Here is an 18,407-nt window from a genome sequence, read left to right on the forward strand (position 1 = left end):
TGGCGGGTGGGGTCGCCTCGGCCGACCCGCTGCCGGTCCCGCCTGCCGGTGGCGGCGGTCCGGCGCTCTGGCTGATCCCCGGCGTCGACCTCGGTGGCCTGCTCGGCCCGGCCGTCACGGCGCCGACCGGCGTCCTCGCGCCGATCTTCGGGATCATCACGCCGATTTCGTAAAACCGTTACCAGTAAAGGAGAAACTCATGAAGAAGACGCTCGCCCACGCCGTCGCCGGCGTTGCGCTCGCCGGTCTCGTCGTGCTCGGCTCGGCAGCCCCGGCGCTCGCCGCGGAAGCCGCCCCGAACGATGTCGTGGTCGTCGACGAACCCGACACCAGCGACCTCAACAACATTTGGACGTTCGCGCCGCTCGGCGTCCCGGTGCTCGGTCTCATCCAGTCGCTCAACGGCGTCCCCGGCAGGCTGCTGCCGTCCTGATTCCCGCGGCGGCGCGGCTGCCGGGCCGCGCCGCCGCCTTCGGTGAGGAGAATCGATGGCCGACAGACAACTGATCGGGCGCGCCGCCATCGCGGGGATCGTGGTGGCCGCGCTCGCGACCTGTGTGGTGCTGCTCAACGGCGGTGAGGAACCGCGCGCCGAGACCGTGGCCGTCGTCGGTGAGCCGACCGAGAGCGCGCCGTCGCGGGAGCCGGACCGCACGATCACGCGGACGCTCGGTCAGGAGCGGCCGCAGCCGGTGTCGAACGACTGGCGGATCACCTACGAACTCGTCGGCACGGGGACCGCGACCGTGGTCTACGACTCGAACGGGCTGGGGCTCGTGCACCAGGAGCCGCAGGTGACGCTCCCGTGGCGCAAGGAGCTCACGTGGAAGAACACCGGCGCGCCGCCGACCGTCCAGCTGATGGGGCAGGGCGAGGGCGCCGTCGAATGCCGGGTGACCGTGGGCGGCGCCGTCGTCACGTCCCAGAAGTCCGTCCCCGGCGAGGTCGCCACCTGCGCCGGCCGCCTAACCCCCTCCTGACCGTGCGCCCAGGTCGACTTTCGCCCCCTAATCGCGCTCCCGGCCCAGGTTCCCTCCCGTACGCCCCAGGTCGACGTTCGCGGGCTAACCGTGCTCTGGCGGCCGTGTCGACTTTCGCGGGCTAACCGTGATCCGGGGGCGGAAATTCGCTGGCCGGGGCAGGGATCATGGAGGCATGACCTGGAGCTTCGAAGTGACCCCCGTCGACCACCCGGACGCGGCCCAGCTGCTGCGCGAGTACCTGGACGAGATCGCGTCGCGTTACTACGGTCGCCAGGTCCCCGAGGACGAGCTCGACACCCTGCTCGAGGAGCACCACAGCCGGGACCTGGTCCCGCCGACCGGTGCCTTCCTCCTCGCGTACCGCGACGGGATGCTCGCCGGATGCGCCGGGGTCCGGGGTGCCACGCCCGAGATCGCCGAACTCACCCGGGTCTTCCTCCGGAAGCCCGAGCGTGGCCGAGGTGGGGCGGCGCTACTCGTGGCCGCCGCCGAGGACGTCGCCCGAGGCCTCGGAGCCACGTCCATCCGCCTGGACACCCGCAGCGATCTGGTCGAGGCGAGAGCCCTGTACGCGCGTCTCGGCTACGACGAGGTCGAGCGCTTCAACGACAACCCCTTTGCCCACTACTTCTTCTCGAAGTCCCTGGTCCAGGCCCTGTCAGATCGCGTTTAGGGGGCGAAAGTCGCTCCGAGCCCGGAGCGACTTTCGCCCCCTAATCGCGATTTCAGCGGGGGAGGCGGGTGGCGACGTCGATGAGGAAGTCGGCCTCGGCGAGCAGGGTTTCGCGGTCCAGTGACCGGCGTCCGCCGGTGCGGATGGTCCCCCGTTCGACGAACACGGGCCACCGGCCGAACCGCGGCTCGGCGAGGATCCACGCGCGCACCTCGGGCGTGAGCAGCGCCGCGGCCCGGTCCCGGTCGGCGGCGCGGACCTTGATCGCGCCGTCGAAGGCCTTGTCGAACGTCTTGACCTGCTCGAACTCCCGCAGTACCCGGCTCGGGAACACGCCGTCGGCGGCCAGGAAGAGCGCCGCCGAATCCGGCACCCGCACCTGGACCGAATGGAACGCCCGCTGCGTCGTGTCCCCGCCCGGCTGATGGCGATCGTCCAGGAAGTCGACCCCGGCGACGTCGTGGTCGCGGTGCCGGAACTCCACCGCCCGCGTCACCGAAGCCTCGGCCAGCGGCCTGTCCCGCCCGACCGGATCGATGCCGAACCCGGGGGAAGTGCCGCCGTCCTCGGCGTGGAACCGGCCGGACCTCTCCGCGGCGAAACCGCTCATCCAGTGCCCCCGCTCGTGACGGCCGCGCACCTTCCCGGCGAGGAACAGGACCAGGAACAGAAGCCCGACGCCGACCGCGAGCATGAGGATCGCCCCGAGGGTGATCATGACCGGCGAATCGGCGTCGAGTGCCGAGACCATCGCGAATTCCCTTTCCCCGCCACCCAGAAAGCCGACAAGCCCGGAAGCCTCAGAAGTCCAGGTCGTTCTTGGTCTCCTGATCGGACTGTTCCTGACCGCGGTCGCCGTGGTCCGCGGCCGTCTTGAAGCCCTTGGCGTAGCCGATCACCTTGCCACTGGCGTCGAGGATGGCCTTACCGCGCTTGTCCTGCCAGTCGCCCGTCGTCGCGCCGGTCAGGCCCTTGACGACACCGTCCGTCGCCGCCTTGCCGACGTCCCGCGCCATCTCCCGGCGCAACGTGGCGTCGACGTCGACCGCGTCCTTGGTGGCGTTGAACACCGGGCGCGGGGTGTCGAGCCGCTTGCCCAGCATGCCCTTCTCACCCATCAGCGCGTCGACGTAACCCTTGCCGGACTTGGTGTTCGCCATCCGGTCGGCGAACCGGTCGGTCGCCCGGTTGCCGTCGGTGAGGAACTTGCCCATCTTGCTGTCGGCGAGTTTGGCCTGCATCTTCCGCAGCCACGCCAGCACGTCGGACAGGATCTTGCGGAGCCGGTTGACGAACCCCGTCGTCTTCGTCGCCGTGGACGCGACCTTCGGCGGCGTGGCGGCACCCGCGGCCGCCGTCGACGCGCCACAGGTGGGGACGGCCGCCGCGATCGCGGGCACCCACAACGTGATCAGCCAGCTGATGACCTCGGTCAGGATGGCCTTGATCAGCTCTTCGATGAAGGTCATCAGCATGCTGTTGAGCTGCAGCATCTGCGCCATGTCACCGGCCTTCGCCGCGACACCGTTGATACCGCTGGAGAACTCCGCGAGACCCTTCTTCGCCGCTGTCCCCGCGTCGCCCGCCCAAGCGGCCAGCCGCTCGTCCGCGACCTGGTCGAAGTTGACCGACATCTCCTGCAGGGCCTTCGCCAGCGCGCCGAAGTTCTCCGCCGCCTTGCTCAGCGCGGGGCCGTCGCCGCTGACGAAATGGATGGCGTCCTGCACCGGCTGGACGACGTTGATCAGAAAGCTCAGCCCCTGCCCGATGAGCCAGCCGAGCGGATCCGTCGCGATGTCCACAATGGTCTGCGAACCGGACTGGATCAGTGTCCTGGCGTCCATCGCGATGGTGGTGACGCCCATCGCGATGTCCGCGCCGTCGGCCTGGGTCTTGCTGTCGAAGACCTGCTTGTAGGCCGCGACGGAGTCCTTGCCCAGCTGGACGGCGTCGCCGACGATCGGCGTCTTCTTGATCGCGTTCTCGGTGTTGATCCCGGGGATCACGGTGTCGTCCTTGTAGGACTTCATCGAGACGCCCTCGGTCACGTCCTTGACCTCGGCCATTACGGCTTCCCCCCGGTCTTCGGTCCGTCGAGCTTCACTTCGAGCTTGTTGAACGTGGTCAAGTGGTCTTCTTCGATGCCCTGGTAGATGTCGGCCGCCTGCGTCATCTTCGAGCCGGCGCTGTCCAGGCCCTTCGCCATGGCCTCCATCAACTCCTTGAGGGAGGCCAAGGTCTCCGTGTAACCGTCCTTGGTGAACAGGCCGACGAGGCCCCAGGACTGGTTGCCGACGTCGGCCTGGCCGACCATTTCCTTCAGCTTCCCGGTCTGGCCCCCGTAGTTGCCGAGTTCGCCGGAGTAGCGGCGGAGCGCGGCGGGGTCCACGTTGTAGCCGCCGTTGACCGAACCGTCGGACATCAGTGGTCACCTTCCTCGAACAGGTGCTTCAGGAACCGGTCACCGTCCGAGCCGCCGGACGACGGCGGTGCCGGTCGCGGCGGTTCCGGGTCGCTCTTGAGGACCGATCGCTCGGAGTAGTCGTCGGGGCTTTCCGGTGAGGGACGCGGGGGCGCCTCTTCCGCCATCTTCGACCGCATTTCCTCGACGGTGGTTCCGAAGATCTCCGCTTGCGTCTCCAGCACCTGGTCGACCAGGTGCAGGTCGTCCCCCATGTGCTCTTCGACGATGGCCGCCTGCTTGCGCGCCGATTCGGCGACGGCCTGCTGGATGGTCGACATCAGCGCGGCCGACAGGGCCTCCGGGCGCTGACGCAGCGCCTCTTCGGTGAACCGGACGTCCATGATGGCGCCCGCCGGGCCCGCCACGACGGTGACCGAACGGTCCGGGGAGGAGGCGGTGGCCTGGAGCGCGCTGAGTTCGCTCTGCATGTCGCCGATGTTCGCGAACCGATTGTCGACGTTCTGGATCCTGGACTGGAACTTCTCGAATTCCGCGACCAGCTGTTCGAACTCGGCTGACATGGAGCCTCCCCGTGAGTACCTGCGTCACCTGGAGCAACGCCCGATCGACGCTGTGACCGGTGTCATCGTGACCTATTCACCGGTTCGACGCGATGGTGTGCTTCCCGGATCCATCCGGCTCACCCGTTGGTGGAATGGGTAGCGTGGTTCGCCGAGTAAGGCGGTATCAGCACAGCGAGGGGAGGGCGTCGTGGACGCCGAGCAGCAGGAAAGCACCGAAGAACCCAGGCGGGGGAGTCACGCGGCGCCGGAGGGGGCGCCCGTGCACCCGCTGATCGACCTCGGCCGGGACCCGAATCCTGGCAGGCCTGACCACGCGAAGCCCGACGACGAATGAAGCTGGGCGCGCAGCTCGTCTCCGACGAGGAATGAAACGGGCCGAAACGCCGTTCCATCAGGGTGGCCGCGGCGTGACGCCCGGCACGATATAGTTATCGACCCCCCGATTTGGTCGGCCCGGAAGTGGCCGGGTATCTTTGGAGACCGTGCCCGGCAGGCGTCGGGCCGTCCCGTGTGCCGTGCGGCGTGAACGGGGTGCTCAGGCATCCGGTTCGAAGGCTTCGCCCACACGGGATCCGACGGAAAATCCCTACGGGAAGTTACCGGTCGAGAGACCGTGACGCGGGCCGACACGCCCGACCGCGGGGGCCGGAGACAGACACGTAGTAGCAAGATCGCGAACAGAAAGCTGGTCCATTGCCCACGATCCAGCAGCTGGTCCGTAAGGGCCGCCAGGACAAGGCTGCCAAGCAGAAGACCGCGGCCCTCAAGGGGAGCCCGCAGCGGCGTGGCGTGTGCACTCGCGTGTACACCACAACCCCCAAGAAGCCGAACTCGGCGCTTCGCAAGGTCGCTCGTGTGAAGTTGACCAGCGGCATCGAGGTCACCGCCTACATTCCCGGTGAAGGCCACAACCTGCAGGAGCACTCGATGGTGCTCGTGCGCGGTGGTCGTGTGAAGGACCTGCCGGGTGTCCGTTACAAGATCATCCGCGGTTCGCTCGACACCCAGGGTGTCAAGAACCGTAAGCAGGCGCGCAGCCGGTACGGCGCGAAGAAGGAGAAGAGCTAATGCCTCGCAAGGGTCCGGCGCCGAAGCGGCCGCTGATCTCTGACCCCGTCTACGCATCCCCGCTGGTCACCCAGCTGGTGAACAAGGTGCTGAAGGACGGCAAGCGGTCCCTGGCCGAGCGCATCGTCTACGGCGCCCTCGAAGGTGCTCGCGAGAAGACCGGCACCGACCCGGTCGTCACGCTGAAGCGCGCGCTCGACAACGTGAAGCCCACTATCGAGGTGAAGAGCCGCCGCGTCGGTGGCGCCACCTACCAGGTGCCGATCGAGGTCAAGCCGGGCCGCTCCACCACCCTCGCGCTTCGCTGGCTGGTGTCCTTCTCCGCGGCCCGCCGCGAGAAGACCATGATCGAGCGCCTGCAGAACGAGCTCCTCGACGCGAGCAACGGCCTCGGCGCCAGCGTGAAGCGGCGCGAGGACACGCACAAGATGGCCGAGTCCAACAAGGCCTTCGCGCACTACCGCTGGTGATGACCGCCCGGCTGCCGATCAAAGCCTTGCCGGGCCCCATTCTTGAGACAGGGGAACACTCTCGTGGCACGTGAAGTGCTGACCGACCTGAACAAGGTCCGCAACATCGGCATCATGGCCCACATCGACGCCGGTAAGACCACCACCACCGAGCGGATCCTGTTCTACACCGGGGTCAACTACAAGATCGGTGAAGTCCACGATGGCGCCGCCACCATGGACTGGATGGAGGAGGAGCAGAAGCGGGGTATCACCATCACCTCGGCTGCCACCACCACCTTCTGGGCCGATCACCAGATCAACATCATCGACACCCCGGGCCACGTCGACTTCACCGTCGAGGTGGAGCGTTCGCTCCGCGTGCTCGACGGTGCCGTCGCCGTCTTCGACGGCAAGGAAGGTGTCGAGCCGCAGTCCGAGCAGGTCTGGCGTCAGGCGGACAAGTACGAGGTTCCTCGTATCTGCTTCGTCAACAAGATGGACAAGCTCGGCGCGGACTTCTACTTCACCGTCCGCACCATCGAGGAGCGCCTCGGCGCCCGCCCGCTGGTCATCCAGCTGCCGATCGGCGCCGAGAACGAGTTCGAAGGCGTCGTCGACCTGGTCCGCATGAAGGCGCTGACCTGGCGCGGCGAGGTCCAGAAGGGCGAGGACTACGCCGTCGAGGAGATCCCGGCCGAGCTCGCCGACAAGGCGGCCGAGTACCGGGAGAAGCTGGTCGAGGCCATCGCCGAGACCGACGACTCCCTGATGGAGAAGTTCCTCGAGGGCGAGGAGCTGACCGAGGCCGAGCTGAAGGCCGGTATCCGGAAGCTCACCGTGAACCGCGAGGCGTACCCGGTGCTCACCGGTTCCGCCTTCAAGAACAAGGGCGTCCAGCCCATGCTCGACGCGGTCATCGACTACCTTCCGTCGCCGCTGGACGTCCCCGCCGTCGAGGGCACGCTGCCCGACGGCGAGACCGTCGTGTCGCGCAAGCCGTCGACCGAGGAGCCCTTCTCCGCCCTGGCGTTCAAGATCGCCGCGCACCCGTTCTTCGGCAAGCTGACCTACATCCGGGTGTACTCGGGCAAGGTCTCCTCCGGCGCGCAGCTGATCAACGCCACCAAGGAGCGCAAGGAGCGCATCGGGAAGCTCTTCCAGATGCACTCCAACAAGGAGAACCCGGTCGACGAGGCCCAGGCCGGCCACATCTACGCGGTCATCGGCCTGAAGGACACCACCACCGGTGACACCCTCGCCGACCCGCAGAACCCGGTCGTCCTCGAGTCGATGACGTTCCCGGCGCCGGTCATCCGCGTCGCGATCGAGCCGAAGACCAAGGCCGACCAGGAGAAGCTCTCCCTGGCGATCCAGAAGCTGGCCGAAGAGGACCCGACGTTCCAGGTCAACCTGGACGAGGACACCGGCCAGACGATCATCGCCGGTATGGGCGAGCTGCACCTCGAGGTGCTGGTCAACCGCATGAAGTCCGACTACAAGGTCGAGGCGAACATCGGTAAGCCGCAGGTCGCCTACCGCGAGACGGTGCGCAAGACGGTCGAGAAGCTCGACTACGTGCACAAGAAGCAGACCGGTGGTTCCGGTCAGTTCGCGAAGGTCATCGTCAAGCTCGAGCCGCTCGAGTCCACCGACGGTGCCCTCTACGAGTTCGACAACAAGGTCACCGGTGGTCGCGTGCCGCGGGAGTACATCCCGTCGGTCGACGCGGGCGCGCAGGACGCCATGCAGTACGGCGTGCTGGCCGGCTACCCGCTCGTCGGGTTGAAGTTCACCTTGTTGGACGGCGCGTACCACGAGGTCGACTCTTCGGAAATGGCCTTCAAGATCGCCGGCTCCATGGCGATGAAGGAAGCCGCGAAGAAGGCCGGTCCGGTCATCCTGGAGCCGCTGATGGCCGTCGAGGTCACCACGCCCGAGGACTACATGGGTGATGTGATCGGCGACCTCAACTCCCGCCGTGGCCAGATCCAGGCCATGGAGGAGCGCGCCGGTACCCGTGTCGTCAAGGCACTGGTCCCGCTGTCGGAGATGTTCGGTTACGTCGGTGACCTGCGGTCGCGTACCCAGGGACGTGCCAACTACTCCATGGTGTTCGATTCCTACGCCGAGGTTCCCGCGAACGTCGCCAAGGAAATCATCGCGAAGGCGACGGGGGAGTAGTTCCCGTCCGTCCGCGGGCATAAGGGACACTCCTGACCGTCCGCAGCACCCACCGAGAAACGAATCTCCGTCCGACGACAGCCACGTTGGCCGGTGAGTAAGCAAAACAGTCCAGGAGGACATTCCAGTGGCGAAGGCGAAATTCGAGCGGACCAAGCCGCACGTCAACATCGGGACCATCGGTCACGTCGACCACGGTAAGACCACTCTGACCGCGGCGATCACCAAGGTTCTGCACGACAAGTACCCCGAGCTGAACACCGCTTCGGCGTTCGACCAGATCGACAACGCGCCGGAAGAGAAGCAGCGCGGTATCACGATCAACATCTCGCACGTCGAGTACCAGACCGAGAAGCGTCACTACGCCCACGTGGACGCCCCCGGTCACGCGGACTACATCAAGAACATGATCACCGGTGCGGCGCAGATGGACGGCGCGATCCTCGTGGTCGCGGCGACCGACGGCCCGATGCCGCAGACCCGTGAGCACGTGCTGCTCGCGAAGCAGGTCGGCGTGCCCTACATCGTGGTCGCGCTGAACAAGGCCGACATGGTCGACGACGAGGAGATCCTGGAGCTCGTCGAGCTCGAGGTCCGCGAGCTGCTGTCCTCCCAGGACTTCCCGGGTGACGACGCTCCGGTCATCAAGGTCTCCGGCCTGAAGGCCCTCGAGGGCGACGCCAAGTGGGGCGAGAGCGTTCTCGAGCTGATGGAAGCCGTCGACGAGAACGTGCCGGACCCGGTCCGCGAGCTCGACAAGCCCTTCCTGATGCCGATCGAAGACGTCTTCACGATCACCGGCCGTGGCACGGTCGTGACCGGCCGTATCGAGCGTGGCCGCGTCAACGTGAACGAAGAGGTCGAGATCGTCGGCATCAAGGAGAAGTCGACCAAGACCACCGTCACCGGTGTCGAGATGTTCCGCAAGCTGCTCGACCAGGGTGAGGCCGGCGACAACGTCGGTCTGCTGGTCCGCGGTATCAAGCGTGAGGACGTCGAGCGCGGCCAGGTCGTCGTGAAGCCGGGCACCACCACCCCGCACACGGAGTTCGAGGGCTCGGTCTACATCCTGTCGAAGGACGAGGGTGGCCGTCACACCCCGTTCTTCAACAACTACCGCCCGCAGTTCTACTTCCGTACCACGGACGTGACCGGCGTCGTCACCCTCAAGGAGGGTGTCGAGATGGTCATGCCGGGCGACAACACGGACATCAGCGTTGTGCTGATCCAGCCGGTCGCCATGGACGAGGGCCTGCGTTTCGCCATCCGTGAGGGTGGACGGACCGTCGGCGCCGGCCAGGTCACCAAGATCATCAAGTGATTTAGACGCCCCGCCCGGGGGCAATACACCCCCGGGTTAGGGGCGTCAAATCACGTGTGCGACACTATTCAGGTTGCTCGTCCTGGGGCGGCCGAATCCTTCGGGGTTCCGGCCGCCCTGGTATGAGCGGCCACGGTCCGTGGAGCTCTTCCTTCGGGTGAGGCCAGCGGGCGCGGCGGTTGAGACGGCACGGCCGGATCGCTGCCTCCTCACATGAGGAAGACCAGCAAGACGACGATCCCGCGGGATCCGTCTGTGCGTCGGGCGCGACACGCCCGACCGCGTGGACCGGGGACAGGGCCGTTGAACTGCGAGAACCCAGGCCCGTCCGGGGTTTGAAGAGACAAAGCGGCACGAGACGACAAGGAACGCAGCCACCATGGCGGGACAGAAGATCCGCATCCGGCTCAAGGCCTACGACCACGAGGCGATCGACACCTCGGCGCGCAAGATCGTCGAGACGGTCACGCGCACCGGCGCCCGTGTTGTCGGGCCGGTGCCGCTGCCCACCGAGAAGAACGTTTACTGCGTCATCCGCTCGCCGCACAAGTACAAGGACTCGCGCGAGCACTTCGAGATGCGCACGCACAAGCGTCTGATCGACATCCTCGACCCGACGCCGAAGACGGTCGACGCGCTCATGCGCATCGACCTGCCGGCGAGCGTCGACGTCAACATCCAGTAGCGGCTGGCGAGCGGCGGAGAGTAAGAGACTCATGTCTGACAGGCAAGTGAAGGGCATCCTGGGCACCAAGCTCGGCATGACCCAGGTCTTCGACGAGAACAACCGGGTCGTCCCGGTGACCGTCGTGCAGGCCGGGCCGAACGTGGTCACCCAGGTTCGGACCCAGGAAAACGACGGCTACAAGGCCGTGCAGCTGGCTTTCGGCGCGGTCGACCCGCGCCGGGTCAACAAGCCGCGCACCGGCCACTTCGACAAGGCGAGCGTGACCCCGCGTCGTTTCCTTGCGGAGCTGCGTACCACCGACGCCGAGACCTACGAGGTCGGCCAGGAGATCACCGCTGAGGTGTTCGAGGCCGGTATCGAGGTCGACGTGACCGGTACCAGCAAGGGCAAGGGCTACGCCGGTGTCATGAAGCGTCACGGCTTCAAGGGCCAGGGCGCGAGCCACGGTGCCCAGGCCGTGCACCGCAAGCCCGGCTCGATCGGTGGCTGCGCCACCCCGGGCCGTGTCTTCAAGGGCCTGCGCATGGCGGGCCGGATGGGCAACGACCGGGTCACCACGCAGAACCTGACCGTGCACGCGGTGCGTGCCGAGGACGGCCTGCTGCTGATCAAGGGCGCCGTGCCCGGTCCCAAGGGCGGCCTGCTGTTCGTTCGCAGCGCCGCGAAGGGTGGTAACTGAACATGACCAGCGTCGAGCTGAAGACCCCGGCCGGTAAAGCCGACGGCACGGTCGAGCTCCCCTCGGAGATCTTCGACGTGCAGGCCAACGTGCCCCTCATGCACCAGGTCGTGGTGGCCCAGCTGGCCGCCGCCCGCCAGGGCACGCATGACACCAAGACCCGCGGTGAAGTCCGCGGTGGTGGCAAGAAGCCGTACCGCCAGAAGGGCACCGGCCGCGCCCGCCAGGGTTCGACCCGTGCGCCGCAGTTCACCGGTGGTGGCGTCGTCCACGGCCCCACGCCGCGTGACTACACCCAGCGGACCCCGAAGAAGATGAAGGCCGCCGCCCTCCGTGGCGCCCTCTCCGACCGGGCCCGCGCCGGACAGCTGCACGTCGTCACCGAACTGGTGACCGGCGAGAAGCCGTCCACCAAAGCCGCCAAGGCCGCCATCGCCGCGGTGACCCAGGCCAAGCGCGTTCTCGTGGTGCTGCACCGCGACGACGAGCTGAGCTGGAACTCCGTGCGGAACCTGGCCGAGGTCCACATCATCACGCCCGACCAGCTCAACACCTACGACGTGTTGGTCAACGACGACGTGGTGTTCACCAAGGCCGCTTACGACGTGTTCGTCGCCGGTCCCGTCAGGGGCAAGGGCGCGAAGGCTTCGGCTCGGTCGAGCGAGGTTGAAGGGAGTGACGAGCAGTGAGTGCGATCGCCATCCCCGATCCCCGCGACATCTTGCTCGCGCCGGTGATCTCCGAGAAGTCCTACGGGCTGCTCGAGGACCACAAGTACACGTTCATCGTCCGCCCGGACGCCAACAAGACCCAGATCAAGATCGCGGTCGAGAAGGTGTTCGGCGTCAAGGTGGTCAGCGTCAACACGGCCAACCGCCAGGGCAAGCGTAAGCGGACTCGCGCCGGCTTCGGCAAGCGCAAGGACACCAAGCGCGCCATCGTGACTCTTTCGGCTGAAAGCAAGCCGATCGAGATCTTCGGCGGACCCACCGCGTAAAGGACTGAGCTGACATGGGCATCCGCAAGTACAAGCCGACGACCCCGGGTCGTCGCGGTTCCAGCGTCTCCGACTTCGCCGAGATCACTCGGTCGACCCCGGAGAAGTCGCTGCTGCGTCCGCTGAGCAAGTCCGGCGGCCGTAACTCCAGCGGCAAGATCACCACCCGTCACAAGGGCGGTGGCCACAAGCGTGCGTACCGGCTGATCGACTTCCGCCGGAACGACAAGGACGGCGTTCCCGCCAAGGTCGCGCACATCGAGTACGACCCCAACCGGTCCGCTCGTATCGCGCTCCTGCACTACGCCGACGGCGAGAAGCGCTACATCATCGCCCCGGAGAAGCTCAAGCAGGGTGACACGGTCGAGAACGGCCCCCGCGCAGACATCAAGCCGGGTAACAACCTGCCGCTGCGCAACATCCCGGTCGGCACCGTGATCCACGCGATCGAGCTCCGCCCCGGTGGCGGCGCGAAGATGGCGCGGTCCGCCGGTGCCAAGGTGCAGCTGGTGGCGAAGGACGGGCCTTACGCCCAGCTTCGTCTCCCGTCGGGCGAGATCCGCAACGTCGACGTGCGCAACCGCGCCACCATCGGCGAGGTCGGCAACTCGGAGCACTCCAACATCAACTGGGGCAAGGCGGGCCGTAACCGCTGGCGCGGCAAGCGCCCCACCGTCCGTGGTGTCGTCATGAACCCGGTCGACCACCCGCACGGTGGTGGTGAGGGTAAGACCTCCGGTGGTCGCCACCCGGTGAACCCGAACGGCAAGCCCGAAGGCCGCACCCGCCGCCGCAAGGCTTCCGACGCCATGATCGTCCGCCGCCGGCGTACCGGCAAGAAGCGCTGAGCAGGGAGGTAGAAGAACATGCCACGTAGCCTCAAAAAGGGCCCCTTCGTGGACGACCACCTGCTCAAGAAGGTGGACGTTCTCAACGAGTCGGGCAAGAAGACCGTCATCAAGACCTGGTCGCGACGCTCCACGATCATCCCGGACTTCCTGGGTCACACGATCGCGGTGCACGACGGTCGCAAGCACGTCCCGGTGTTCGTCACCGAGGCGATGGTGGGTCACAAGTTGGGCGAATTCGCCCCGACGCGGACCTTCAAGGGCCACATCAAGGACGACCGCAAGTCGCGCCGCCGCTGAGCGGGCACGAGAGAACAAGGAAGCTAGCGATGAACGCCCAGAACGACGTGGCCGAGGCTCTGCCGACGGCTTACGCGCGGGCTCGCTTCGTCCGGGACTCGCCTACCAAGGTGCGCCGGGTGATCGAGCTGATCAAGGGACGTAGCGCCGCCGACGCCTTGGCCGTGCTCCAGTTCGCCCCGCAGGCGGCAAGCGAGCCGGTCGCGAAGGTGCTCGCCAGCGCCATGGCCAACGCCGAGAACAACCTCGATCTCGACCCGGACACCCTCTGGGTCAAGAACGCCTACGCCGACGAGGGCCCGACCCTCAAGCGCATCCGTCCGCGGGCCCAGGGCCGCGCGTACCGGATCCGCAAGCGGACCAGCCACATCACCGTCGAGGTGGAGTCGCGTCCGAAGGCCGAGGCCAAGAAGGCACAGGGCAAGAAGAAGGCAGGTGGCCGGTAGTGGGCCAGAAGATCAACCCGCACGGCTTCCGCCTGGGTATCACCACGGACTGGAAGTCGCGTTGGTACGCCGACAAGCAGTACGCGGAGTACGTGGCCGAGGACGTCAAGATCCGGAAGCTGCTGTCCACGGGCATGGAGCGCGCCGGGATCTCCAAGGTCGAGATCGAGCGCACCCGTGACCGGGTCCGCGTCGACATCCACACCGCCCGGCCGGGCATCGTCATCGGCCGTCGTGGTGCGGAGGCCGACCGCATCCGCGGCGCGCTGGAGAAGCTGACCGCCAAGCAGGTCCAGCTGAACATCCTCGAGGTCAAGAACCCCGAGGCCGACGCCCAGCTCGTCGCTCAGGGTGTCGCGGAGCAGCTGAGCAACCGTGTGGCGTTCCGCCGCGCGATGCGCAAGGCGATCCAGACCTCCATGCGTTCGCCGCAGGTCAAGGGCATCCGCGTGCAGTGCGGCGGTCGTCTCGGCGGTGCCGAGATGTCCCGCTCCGAGCACTACCGCGATGGCCGCGTCCCGCTGCACACGCTGCGCGCCGACATCGACTACGGCTTCTTCGAGGCCAAGACGACGTTCGGTCGCATCGGTGTGAAGGTGTGGATCTACAAGGGCGAGCTCGTGGGTGGTCTCAAGGCCAAGGAGGCGCGTGACGCCGCCGCGGCCGCCGAGCGTGCCCCGCGCCGTGACCGTGGTGACCGTCCGTCCCGCCCGCGCCGTTCCGGTGCGTCGGGCACGACGCCGACCTCGACCGAAGCCGGCCGGGCAGCTGCCGCCGCCAAGAGCGACGACACCGCCCCCGCGGCCACCGAGGCCCCGGCTGCTGAGACTGCAGAAAAGACGGAGGGCTGACACGTGCTCATCCCGCGCAGGGTCAAGCACCGGAAGCAGCACTCCCCGAAGCGCCACGGTGCCGCCAAGGGCGGTACGAAGGTGAACTTCGGCGAGTACGGCATCCAGGCGCTTGAGCACAGCTACGTGACCAACCGGCAGATCGAGTCCGCTCGTATCGCCATGACGCGTCACATCAAGCGTGGTGGCAAGGTGTGGACGACCATCTACCCGGACCGCCCGCTGACCAAGAAGCCGGCGGAAACCCGCATGGGTTCCGGTAAGGGTTCGCCCGAGTGGTGGATCGCCAACGTGAAGCCGGGCCGCGTGATGTTCGAGATCTCGTTCCCGAACGAGGAGACCGCCCGTGAGGCGCTCCGTCGCGCGATCCACAAGCTGCCCATGAAGTGCCGCATCGTAACCCGTGAAGGTGGTGAGTTCTGATGGCGAAGGCAGGTGCTGCCCAGGCATCGGAGCTGCGTGAGCTCACCGCGGAAGAGCTCGTTCTGCGTCTGAAGGAATACAAGGAGGAGCTCTTCAACCTCCGTTTCCAGATGGCGACCGGACAGCTCGACAACAACCGCCGTCTGCGCACCGTCCGTACGGACATCGCGCGGATCTACACGGTCATGCGCGAGCGTGAACTCGGCCTGTCCGTTTCCCCTGACGCCGAGAGTGAAGGTGCCGCATGAGCGAGCAGCCCACCGAGGCGGCCCCCCGCAACGACCGCAAGGTCCGTGAGGGTTACGTCGTCTCGGACAAGATGAACAAGACGATCGTGGTCGAGCTCGAAGACCGCAAGAAGCACCGTCGTTACGCCAAGGTTCTCCGCAGCACCAGCAAGGTCAAGGTGCACGACGAGAACAACGAGGCGGGCGTGGGCGACCGGGTCACCCTGATGGAGACCCGCCCGCTGTCGGCGACCAAGCGCTGGCGTCTGGTGCAGATCGTGGAGAAGGCCAAGTAAGTAGGGCTCTTTGAGTCCCTTAGTTCCGCAAGGCTCGCGTCTCAACGCGAGAACCAGCGCGACATACAGGAGTTGACGTGATCCAGCAGGAGTCGCGGCTACGGGTTGCCGACAACACGGGCGCGAAGGAAATCCTTTGCATCCGCGTTCTCGGTGGTTCGGGGCGGCGCTACGCGGGCATCGGCGACATCATCGTCGCCACCGTGAAGGACGCCATGCCGGCCGCCGGCGTGAAGAAGGGTGACGTCGTCAAGGCCGTCATCGTTCGCACGCGCAAGGAGCGCCGTCGTCCGGACGGTTCTTACATCCGCTTCGACGAGAACGCTGCTGTGCTCATCAAGAACGACAATGAGCCCCGCGGCACCCGCATCTTCGGCCCGGTGGGCCGCGAGCTGCGCGACCGAAAGTTCATGAAGATCATTTCGCTCGCGCCGGAGGTGTTGTAGAGCATGAAGGTGAAGAAGGGCGACACGGTCGTCGTCATCGCCGGCAAGGACAAGGGTGCCAAGGGCAAGGTCATCCAGGCCTACCCCGAGCGCGAGCGCGTTCTGGTCGAGGGCGTGAACCGGATCAAGAAGCACACCCGGATCTCCCAGACCCAGCGCGGTGCGCAGTCCGGCGGCATCGTCACCCAGGAGGCGCCCATCCACGTCTCGAACGTGATGGTCGTCGACTCCGACGGCAAGCCGACTCGCATCGGCTACCGCATCGGCGAGGACGGCAAGAAGGTCCGGGTCTCGCGCCGGAACGGTAAGGACATCTGATCATGACCACCGCAGAGAAGATCGCCCCGCGCCTCAAGGTGCGGTACCGCGAGGAGATCAAGGGACAGCTCCAGGAGGAGTTCTCCTTCGAGAACGTCCACCAGATCCCGGGCGTCGTCAAGGTCGTCGTGAACATGGGTGTCGGTGACGCCGCCCGTGACAGCAAGCTGATCGAAGGCGCCATCCGCGACCTGGCCGCGATCACCGGGCAGAAGCCCGAGGTTCGCAAGGCTCGCAAGTCCATCGCGCAGTTCAAGCTGCGTGAGGGCCAGCCGATCGGCGCGCGCGTCACGCTGCGCGGCGACCGGATGTGGGAGTTCCTCGACCGGCTGCTGACCATCGCGCTGCCGCGTATCCGTGACTTCCGCGGGCTTTCGCCGAAGCAGTTCGACGGCAACGGCAACTACACGTTCGGTCTCAACGAGCAGTCGATGTTCCACGAGATCGACCCGGACGCCATCGACCGCCCGCGCGGTATGGACGTCACTGTCGTCACCACCGCCAACAGCGACGACGAGGGCCGCGCACTGCTTCGCAAGCTCGGCTTCCCGTTCAAGGAGAACTGAGTCGATGGCCAAGAAAGCACTGGTCCACAAGGCCGCGAAGACGCCGAAGTTCAAGGTTCGCGGTTACACGCGCTGCCAGCGGTGCGGTCGCCCGCACTCGGTGTTCCGCAAGTTCGGGCTCTGCCGGATCTGCCTTCGCGAGATGGCACACGCGGGCGAGCTGCCCGGCGTCCGCAAGTCCAGCTGGTAAGAGTCTTTTTTAACTCCCACTTCGCCACAGGCCCCGCAGTGATGCAGGGAACCAGGGCGAGAAAGGTTGACAGGTCACCATGACGATGACCGACCCCATCGCAGACTTCTTGACCCGTCTGCGTAACGCGAACTCGGCTTACCACGACGAGGTCGTGCTTCCCCACTCGAAGATCAAGGCGAACATCGCCGAGATCCTCAAGCGCGAGGGCTACATCTCGGGTTACCGCGACGAGCCGGGCGAGAAGCACAAGAACCTCATCGTGGAGCTGAAGTACGGCCCCAACCGTGAGCGCAGCATCGCCGGCCTCCGCCGCGTGTCCAAGCCCGGCCTGCGGGTCTACGCAAAATCGACCGAACTGCCGTCGGTTCTCGGTGGCCTCGGCGTCGCGATCATCTCGACGTCGTCCGGCCTCCAGACCGACCGTCAGGCCAAGCGAAACAGCGTGGGCGGCGAAGTCCTCGCCTACGTCTGGTAAGGAAGGGGGCACAGACATGTCACGCATTGGAAAGCTGCCGGTCGCCGTCCCCTCCGGGGTCGAGGTGACCATCGATGGTCAGCACATTCAGGTCAAGGGGCCCAAGGGCACCCTTGAGCACACGATCGCCGAGCCGATCACCGTGGAGCGCGCCGAGGACGGCACGCTGCAGGTGAAGCGGCCCGACGAGGAGCGCACCAGCCGTGCCCTGCACGGTCTCACCCGGACGCTGGTCAACAACCTCGTCGTCGGTGTGACCGAGGGTTACGAGAAGAAGCTTGAGATCCACGGTGTCGGTTACCGCGTGCAGGCCAAGGGCTCGGACCTCGAGTTCGCCCTCGGCTACAGCCACCCGGTGAAGATCGAGGCCCCGGAAGGCATCACCTTCAAGGTCGAGACCCCCACCCGGTTCTCGGTCTCGGGCATCGACAAGCAGAAGGTCGGCCAGATCGCCGCGGTCATCCGCAAGCTGCGCCGCCCGGACCCGTACAAGGGCAAGGGCCTGCGCTACGAGGGTGAGAAGATCCGCCGCAAGGTCGGAAAGACGGGTAAGTGATCATGAGCGACACGACTACGAAGCGCAAGCCGGTCGGCAAGGACATCTCGACCCGCCGCCGCGTCGCGAAGGCCCGTCGGCACTTCCGGCTCCGCAAGAAGATCAACGGCACGGACCAGCGTCCGCGTCTGGTCGTCAAGCGTTCGTCGCGGCACATCGCCGTGCAGCTGATCGACGACCTCGCCGGCAAGACCCTGGCGTCGGCGTCCACCCTCGAGGCGGACGTGCGCGCGCTGGACGGCGACAAGAAGGCCAAGGCCGCCAAGGTCGGGGAGCTCGTCGCCAACCGCGCGAAGAACGCCGGTGTCTCGACCGTGGTGTTCGACCGGGGCGGCAACGCCTACCACGGTCGCATCGCGGCGCTCGCCGACGCTGCCCGTGAGGCGGGGTTGGAGTTCTGATGCAGATGCTCGTGAATGGAAGGACAGCCTG

Annotated in this window: 30 protein-coding genes; 26 read left to right on the forward strand and 4 right to left on the reverse strand. The window is 66.6% G+C overall.

Annotated elements, in window-relative coordinates:
* Positions 1 to 199: 199 nt before the first annotated feature.
* The 3 genes from L324_RS27025 (at position 200) to L324_RS27035 (ending at position 1,656) form a co-directional block, all read left to right on the forward strand.
* The gene (locus L324_RS27025; protein WP_037314629.1) at positions 200 to 433 is read left to right on the forward strand and encodes a hypothetical protein; all 234 of its coding nucleotides are present in this window, start codon (positions 200 to 202) and stop codon (positions 431 to 433) included.
* Between the two features lie 55 nt (positions 434 to 488).
* Complete coding sequence (locus L324_RS27030) at positions 489 to 980, forward strand: MmpS family transport accessory protein (protein WP_037314631.1); 492 nt, start codon at positions 489 to 491, stop codon at positions 978 to 980.
* A gap of 175 nt (positions 981 to 1,155) precedes the next feature.
* Complete coding sequence (locus L324_RS27035) at positions 1,156 to 1,656, forward strand: GNAT family N-acetyltransferase (protein WP_037314634.1); 501 nt, start codon at positions 1,156 to 1,158, stop codon at positions 1,654 to 1,656.
* A gap of 52 nt (positions 1,657 to 1,708) precedes the next feature.
* Here L324_RS27035 and L324_RS27040 read toward each other — a convergent pair whose 3' ends face one another.
* The 4 genes from L324_RS27040 to L324_RS27055 are packed head-to-tail and all read right to left on the reverse strand — an operon-like array spanning position 1,709 to position 4,641.
* Positions 1,709 to 2,407, reverse strand: a complete 699-nt coding sequence (locus L324_RS27040; RefSeq protein WP_037314637.1) for a hypothetical protein — start codon at positions 2,405 to 2,407, stop codon at positions 1,709 to 1,711.
* A gap of 49 nt (positions 2,408 to 2,456) precedes the next feature.
* Positions 2,457 to 3,722 (reverse strand): WXG100 family type VII secretion target, encoded by a 1,266-nt coding sequence (locus tag L324_RS27045; protein WP_051174122.1) that lies wholly within the window; start codon positions 3,720 to 3,722, stop codon positions 2,457 to 2,459.
* Positions 3,722 to 4,078 (reverse strand): WXG100 family type VII secretion target, encoded by a 357-nt coding sequence (locus L324_RS27050; protein WP_037314640.1) that lies wholly within the window; start codon positions 4,076 to 4,078, stop codon positions 3,722 to 3,724. The genes L324_RS27045 and L324_RS27050 overlap by 1 nt, the downstream gene beginning before the upstream one ends.
* Complete coding sequence (locus L324_RS27055; RefSeq protein ID WP_037314643.1) at positions 4,078 to 4,641, reverse strand: YbaB/EbfC family nucleoid-associated protein; 564 nt, start codon at positions 4,639 to 4,641, stop codon at positions 4,078 to 4,080. The genes L324_RS27050 and L324_RS27055 overlap by 1 nt, the downstream gene beginning before the upstream one ends.
* Positions 4,642 to 4,831: 190 nt before the next feature.
* Here L324_RS27055 and L324_RS43130 point away from each other — a divergent pair, with 190 nt between their 5' ends.
* The 23 genes from L324_RS43130 (at position 4,832) to rplR (ending at position 18,376) form a co-directional block, all read left to right on the forward strand.
* Positions 4,832 to 4,978 carry a hypothetical protein gene (locus L324_RS43130; RefSeq protein ID WP_152547015.1) on the forward strand — a complete coding sequence of 49 codons (147 nt, stop codon included), beginning with the start codon at positions 4,832 to 4,834 and terminating at the stop codon, positions 4,976 to 4,978.
* Positions 4,979 to 5,337: 359 nt separating this feature from the next.
* Positions 5,338 to 5,712: a 30S ribosomal protein S12 gene (gene rpsL / locus L324_RS27060; protein ID WP_003102113.1), complete on the forward strand. Its 375-nt coding sequence runs from the start codon at positions 5,338 to 5,340 to the stop codon at positions 5,710 to 5,712.
* Positions 5,712 to 6,182 carry a 30S ribosomal protein S7 gene (rpsG, locus tag L324_RS27065; protein ID WP_005166770.1) on the forward strand — a complete coding sequence of 157 codons (471 nt, stop codon included), beginning with the start codon at positions 5,712 to 5,714 and terminating at the stop codon, positions 6,180 to 6,182. The genes rpsL and rpsG overlap by 1 nt, the downstream gene beginning before the upstream one ends.
* A gap of 63 nt (positions 6,183 to 6,245) precedes the next feature.
* Positions 6,246 to 8,345 carry an elongation factor G gene (gene fusA / locus L324_RS27070; protein WP_037314649.1) on the forward strand — a complete coding sequence of 700 codons (2,100 nt, stop codon included), beginning with the start codon at positions 6,246 to 6,248 and terminating at the stop codon, positions 8,343 to 8,345.
* Between the two features lie 127 nt (positions 8,346 to 8,472).
* Positions 8,473 to 9,666: an elongation factor Tu gene (tuf, locus tag L324_RS27075; RefSeq protein WP_007031035.1), complete on the forward strand. Its 1,194-nt coding sequence runs from the start codon at positions 8,473 to 8,475 to the stop codon at positions 9,664 to 9,666.
* Positions 9,667 to 10,045: 379 nt separating this feature from the next.
* Entirely contained in the window at positions 10,046 to 10,351 is a 306-nt protein-coding gene (gene rpsJ / locus L324_RS27080; RefSeq protein ID WP_003102098.1) for a 30S ribosomal protein S10, read from the forward strand.
* 31 nt (positions 10,352 to 10,382) lie between these two features.
* Positions 10,383 to 11,033, forward strand: a complete 651-nt coding sequence (rplC, locus tag L324_RS27085; protein WP_020633317.1) for a 50S ribosomal protein L3 — start codon at positions 10,383 to 10,385, stop codon at positions 11,031 to 11,033.
* A gap of 2 nt (positions 11,034 to 11,035) precedes the next feature.
* On the forward strand, positions 11,036 to 11,722 hold the full coding sequence (rplD, locus tag L324_RS27090; protein ID WP_037314655.1) for a 50S ribosomal protein L4: 687 nt from the start codon (positions 11,036 to 11,038) through the stop codon (positions 11,720 to 11,722).
* Positions 11,719 to 12,030, forward strand: coding sequence for a 50S ribosomal protein L23 (gene rplW, locus L324_RS27095; RefSeq protein ID WP_005166778.1), 312 nt, complete (start codon positions 11,719 to 11,721; stop codon positions 12,028 to 12,030). The genes rplD and rplW overlap by 4 nt, the downstream gene beginning before the upstream one ends.
* Positions 12,031 to 12,044: 14 nt before the next feature.
* Positions 12,045 to 12,878: a 50S ribosomal protein L2 gene (gene rplB / locus L324_RS27100; protein ID WP_005166779.1), complete on the forward strand. Its 834-nt coding sequence runs from the start codon at positions 12,045 to 12,047 to the stop codon at positions 12,876 to 12,878.
* Positions 12,879 to 12,896: 18 nt separating this feature from the next.
* Complete coding sequence (gene rpsS, locus L324_RS27105; RefSeq protein ID WP_026468892.1) at positions 12,897 to 13,178, forward strand: 30S ribosomal protein S19; 282 nt, start codon at positions 12,897 to 12,899, stop codon at positions 13,176 to 13,178.
* A 29-nt stretch (positions 13,179 to 13,207) separates the two neighbouring features.
* Positions 13,208 to 13,624 (forward strand): 50S ribosomal protein L22, encoded by a 417-nt coding sequence (gene rplV, locus L324_RS27110; RefSeq protein WP_007031038.1) that lies wholly within the window; start codon positions 13,208 to 13,210, stop codon positions 13,622 to 13,624.
* Positions 13,624 to 14,475, forward strand: a complete 852-nt coding sequence (rpsC, locus tag L324_RS27115) for a 30S ribosomal protein S3 (RefSeq protein ID WP_037314663.1) — start codon at positions 13,624 to 13,626, stop codon at positions 14,473 to 14,475. The genes rplV and rpsC overlap by 1 nt, the downstream gene beginning before the upstream one ends.
* A 3-nt stretch (positions 14,476 to 14,478) precedes the next feature.
* A complete protein-coding gene (gene rplP / locus L324_RS27120; protein ID WP_005166782.1) occupies positions 14,479 to 14,898 on the forward strand; it encodes a 50S ribosomal protein L16 in 420 nt (139 codons plus the stop codon).
* A complete protein-coding gene (rpmC, locus tag L324_RS27125) occupies positions 14,898 to 15,146 on the forward strand; it encodes a 50S ribosomal protein L29 (RefSeq protein ID WP_007031040.1) in 249 nt (82 codons plus the stop codon). Before rplP ends, rpmC begins: the two co-directional genes overlap by 1 nt.
* On the forward strand, positions 15,143 to 15,421 hold the full coding sequence (gene rpsQ / locus L324_RS27130) for a 30S ribosomal protein S17 (RefSeq protein WP_037314666.1): 279 nt from the start codon (positions 15,143 to 15,145) through the stop codon (positions 15,419 to 15,421). The genes rpmC and rpsQ overlap by 4 nt, the downstream gene beginning before the upstream one ends.
* 77 nt (positions 15,422 to 15,498) lie before the next feature.
* The gene (gene rplN / locus L324_RS27135; protein ID WP_005166785.1) at positions 15,499 to 15,867 is read left to right on the forward strand and encodes a 50S ribosomal protein L14; all 369 of its coding nucleotides are present in this window, start codon (positions 15,499 to 15,501) and stop codon (positions 15,865 to 15,867) included.
* Between the two features lie 3 nt (positions 15,868 to 15,870).
* Entirely contained in the window at positions 15,871 to 16,185 is a 315-nt protein-coding gene (rplX, locus tag L324_RS27140) for a 50S ribosomal protein L24 (protein ID WP_037314671.1), read from the forward strand.
* Positions 16,186 to 16,187: 2 nt separating this feature from the next.
* Positions 16,188 to 16,751: a 50S ribosomal protein L5 gene (gene rplE / locus L324_RS27145; protein ID WP_037314673.1), complete on the forward strand. Its 564-nt coding sequence runs from the start codon at positions 16,188 to 16,190 to the stop codon at positions 16,749 to 16,751.
* Between the two features lie 4 nt (positions 16,752 to 16,755).
* Positions 16,756 to 16,941, forward strand: a complete 186-nt coding sequence (locus L324_RS27150) for a type Z 30S ribosomal protein S14 (RefSeq protein WP_005166789.1) — start codon at positions 16,756 to 16,758, stop codon at positions 16,939 to 16,941.
* 79 nt (positions 16,942 to 17,020) lie between these two features.
* A complete protein-coding gene (gene rpsH / locus L324_RS27155; RefSeq protein WP_005166791.1) occupies positions 17,021 to 17,419 on the forward strand; it encodes a 30S ribosomal protein S8 in 399 nt (132 codons plus the stop codon).
* A 16-nt stretch (positions 17,420 to 17,435) separates the two neighbouring features.
* A complete protein-coding gene (gene rplF / locus L324_RS27160; protein WP_037314677.1) occupies positions 17,436 to 17,975 on the forward strand; it encodes a 50S ribosomal protein L6 in 540 nt (179 codons plus the stop codon).
* Positions 17,976 to 17,977: 2 nt separating this feature from the next.
* Positions 17,978 to 18,376, forward strand: coding sequence for a 50S ribosomal protein L18 (rplR, locus tag L324_RS27165; RefSeq protein ID WP_037314970.1), 399 nt, complete (start codon positions 17,978 to 17,980; stop codon positions 18,374 to 18,376).
* Positions 18,377 to 18,407: the final 31 nt, after the last annotated feature.

This window comes from Amycolatopsis orientalis DSM 40040 = KCTC 9412 (assembly GCF_000478275.1).
GTDB lineage: Bacteria > Actinomycetota > Actinomycetes > Mycobacteriales > Pseudonocardiaceae > Amycolatopsis > Amycolatopsis orientalis.

Coding starts and splice junctions, on each gene's coding strand:
- L324_RS27040 (WP_037314637.1), bottom strand. CDS start 2,407: ATGGTCTCGGCACTCGACGCCGATTCGCCGGTCATGATCACCCTCGGG.
- L324_RS27035 (WP_037314634.1), top strand. CDS start 1,156: ATGACCTGGAGCTTCGAAGTGACCCCCGTCGACCACCCGGACGCGGCC.
- L324_RS27055 (WP_037314643.1), bottom strand. CDS start 4,641: ATGTCAGCCGAGTTCGAACAGCTGGTCGCGGAATTCGAGAAGTTCCAG.
- rplX (WP_037314671.1), top strand. CDS start 15,871: ATGAAGGTGAAGAAGGGCGACACGGTCGTCGTCATCGCCGGCAAGGAC.
- L324_RS27045 (WP_051174122.1), bottom strand. CDS start 3,722: ATGGCCGAGGTCAAGGACGTGACCGAGGGCGTCTCGATGAAGTCCTAC.
- rplD (WP_037314655.1), top strand. CDS start 11,036: ATGACCAGCGTCGAGCTGAAGACCCCGGCCGGTAAAGCCGACGGCACG.
- rplF (WP_037314677.1), top strand. CDS start 17,436: ATGTCACGCATTGGAAAGCTGCCGGTCGCCGTCCCCTCCGGGGTCGAG.
- rplE (WP_037314673.1), top strand. CDS start 16,188: ATGACCACCGCAGAGAAGATCGCCCCGCGCCTCAAGGTGCGGTACCGC.
- L324_RS27050 (WP_037314640.1), bottom strand. CDS start 4,078: ATGTCCGACGGTTCGGTCAACGGCGGCTACAACGTGGACCCCGCCGCG.
- rpsG (WP_005166770.1), top strand. CDS start 5,712: ATGCCTCGCAAGGGTCCGGCGCCGAAGCGGCCGCTGATCTCTGACCCC.
- rplV (WP_007031038.1), top strand. CDS start 13,208: ATGAACGCCCAGAACGACGTGGCCGAGGCTCTGCCGACGGCTTACGCG.
- rplR (WP_037314970.1), top strand. CDS start 17,978: ATGAGCGACACGACTACGAAGCGCAAGCCGGTCGGCAAGGACATCTCG.
- L324_RS27030 (WP_037314631.1), top strand. CDS start 489: ATGGCCGACAGACAACTGATCGGGCGCGCCGCCATCGCGGGGATCGTG.
- L324_RS27150 (WP_005166789.1), top strand. CDS start 16,756: ATGGCCAAGAAAGCACTGGTCCACAAGGCCGCGAAGACGCCGAAGTTC.
- rpmC (WP_007031040.1), top strand. CDS start 14,898: ATGGCGAAGGCAGGTGCTGCCCAGGCATCGGAGCTGCGTGAGCTCACC.
- rpsH (WP_005166791.1), top strand. CDS start 17,021: ATGACGATGACCGACCCCATCGCAGACTTCTTGACCCGTCTGCGTAAC.
- rplC (WP_020633317.1), top strand. CDS start 10,383: ATGTCTGACAGGCAAGTGAAGGGCATCCTGGGCACCAAGCTCGGCATG.
- rplB (WP_005166779.1), top strand. CDS start 12,045: ATGGGCATCCGCAAGTACAAGCCGACGACCCCGGGTCGTCGCGGTTCC.
- rpsS (WP_026468892.1), top strand. CDS start 12,897: ATGCCACGTAGCCTCAAAAAGGGCCCCTTCGTGGACGACCACCTGCTC.
- L324_RS27025 (WP_037314629.1), top strand. CDS start 200: ATGAAGAAGACGCTCGCCCACGCCGTCGCCGGCGTTGCGCTCGCCGGT.
- rpsJ (WP_003102098.1), top strand. CDS start 10,046: ATGGCGGGACAGAAGATCCGCATCCGGCTCAAGGCCTACGACCACGAG.
- rpsQ (WP_037314666.1), top strand. CDS start 15,143: ATGAGCGAGCAGCCCACCGAGGCGGCCCCCCGCAACGACCGCAAGGTC.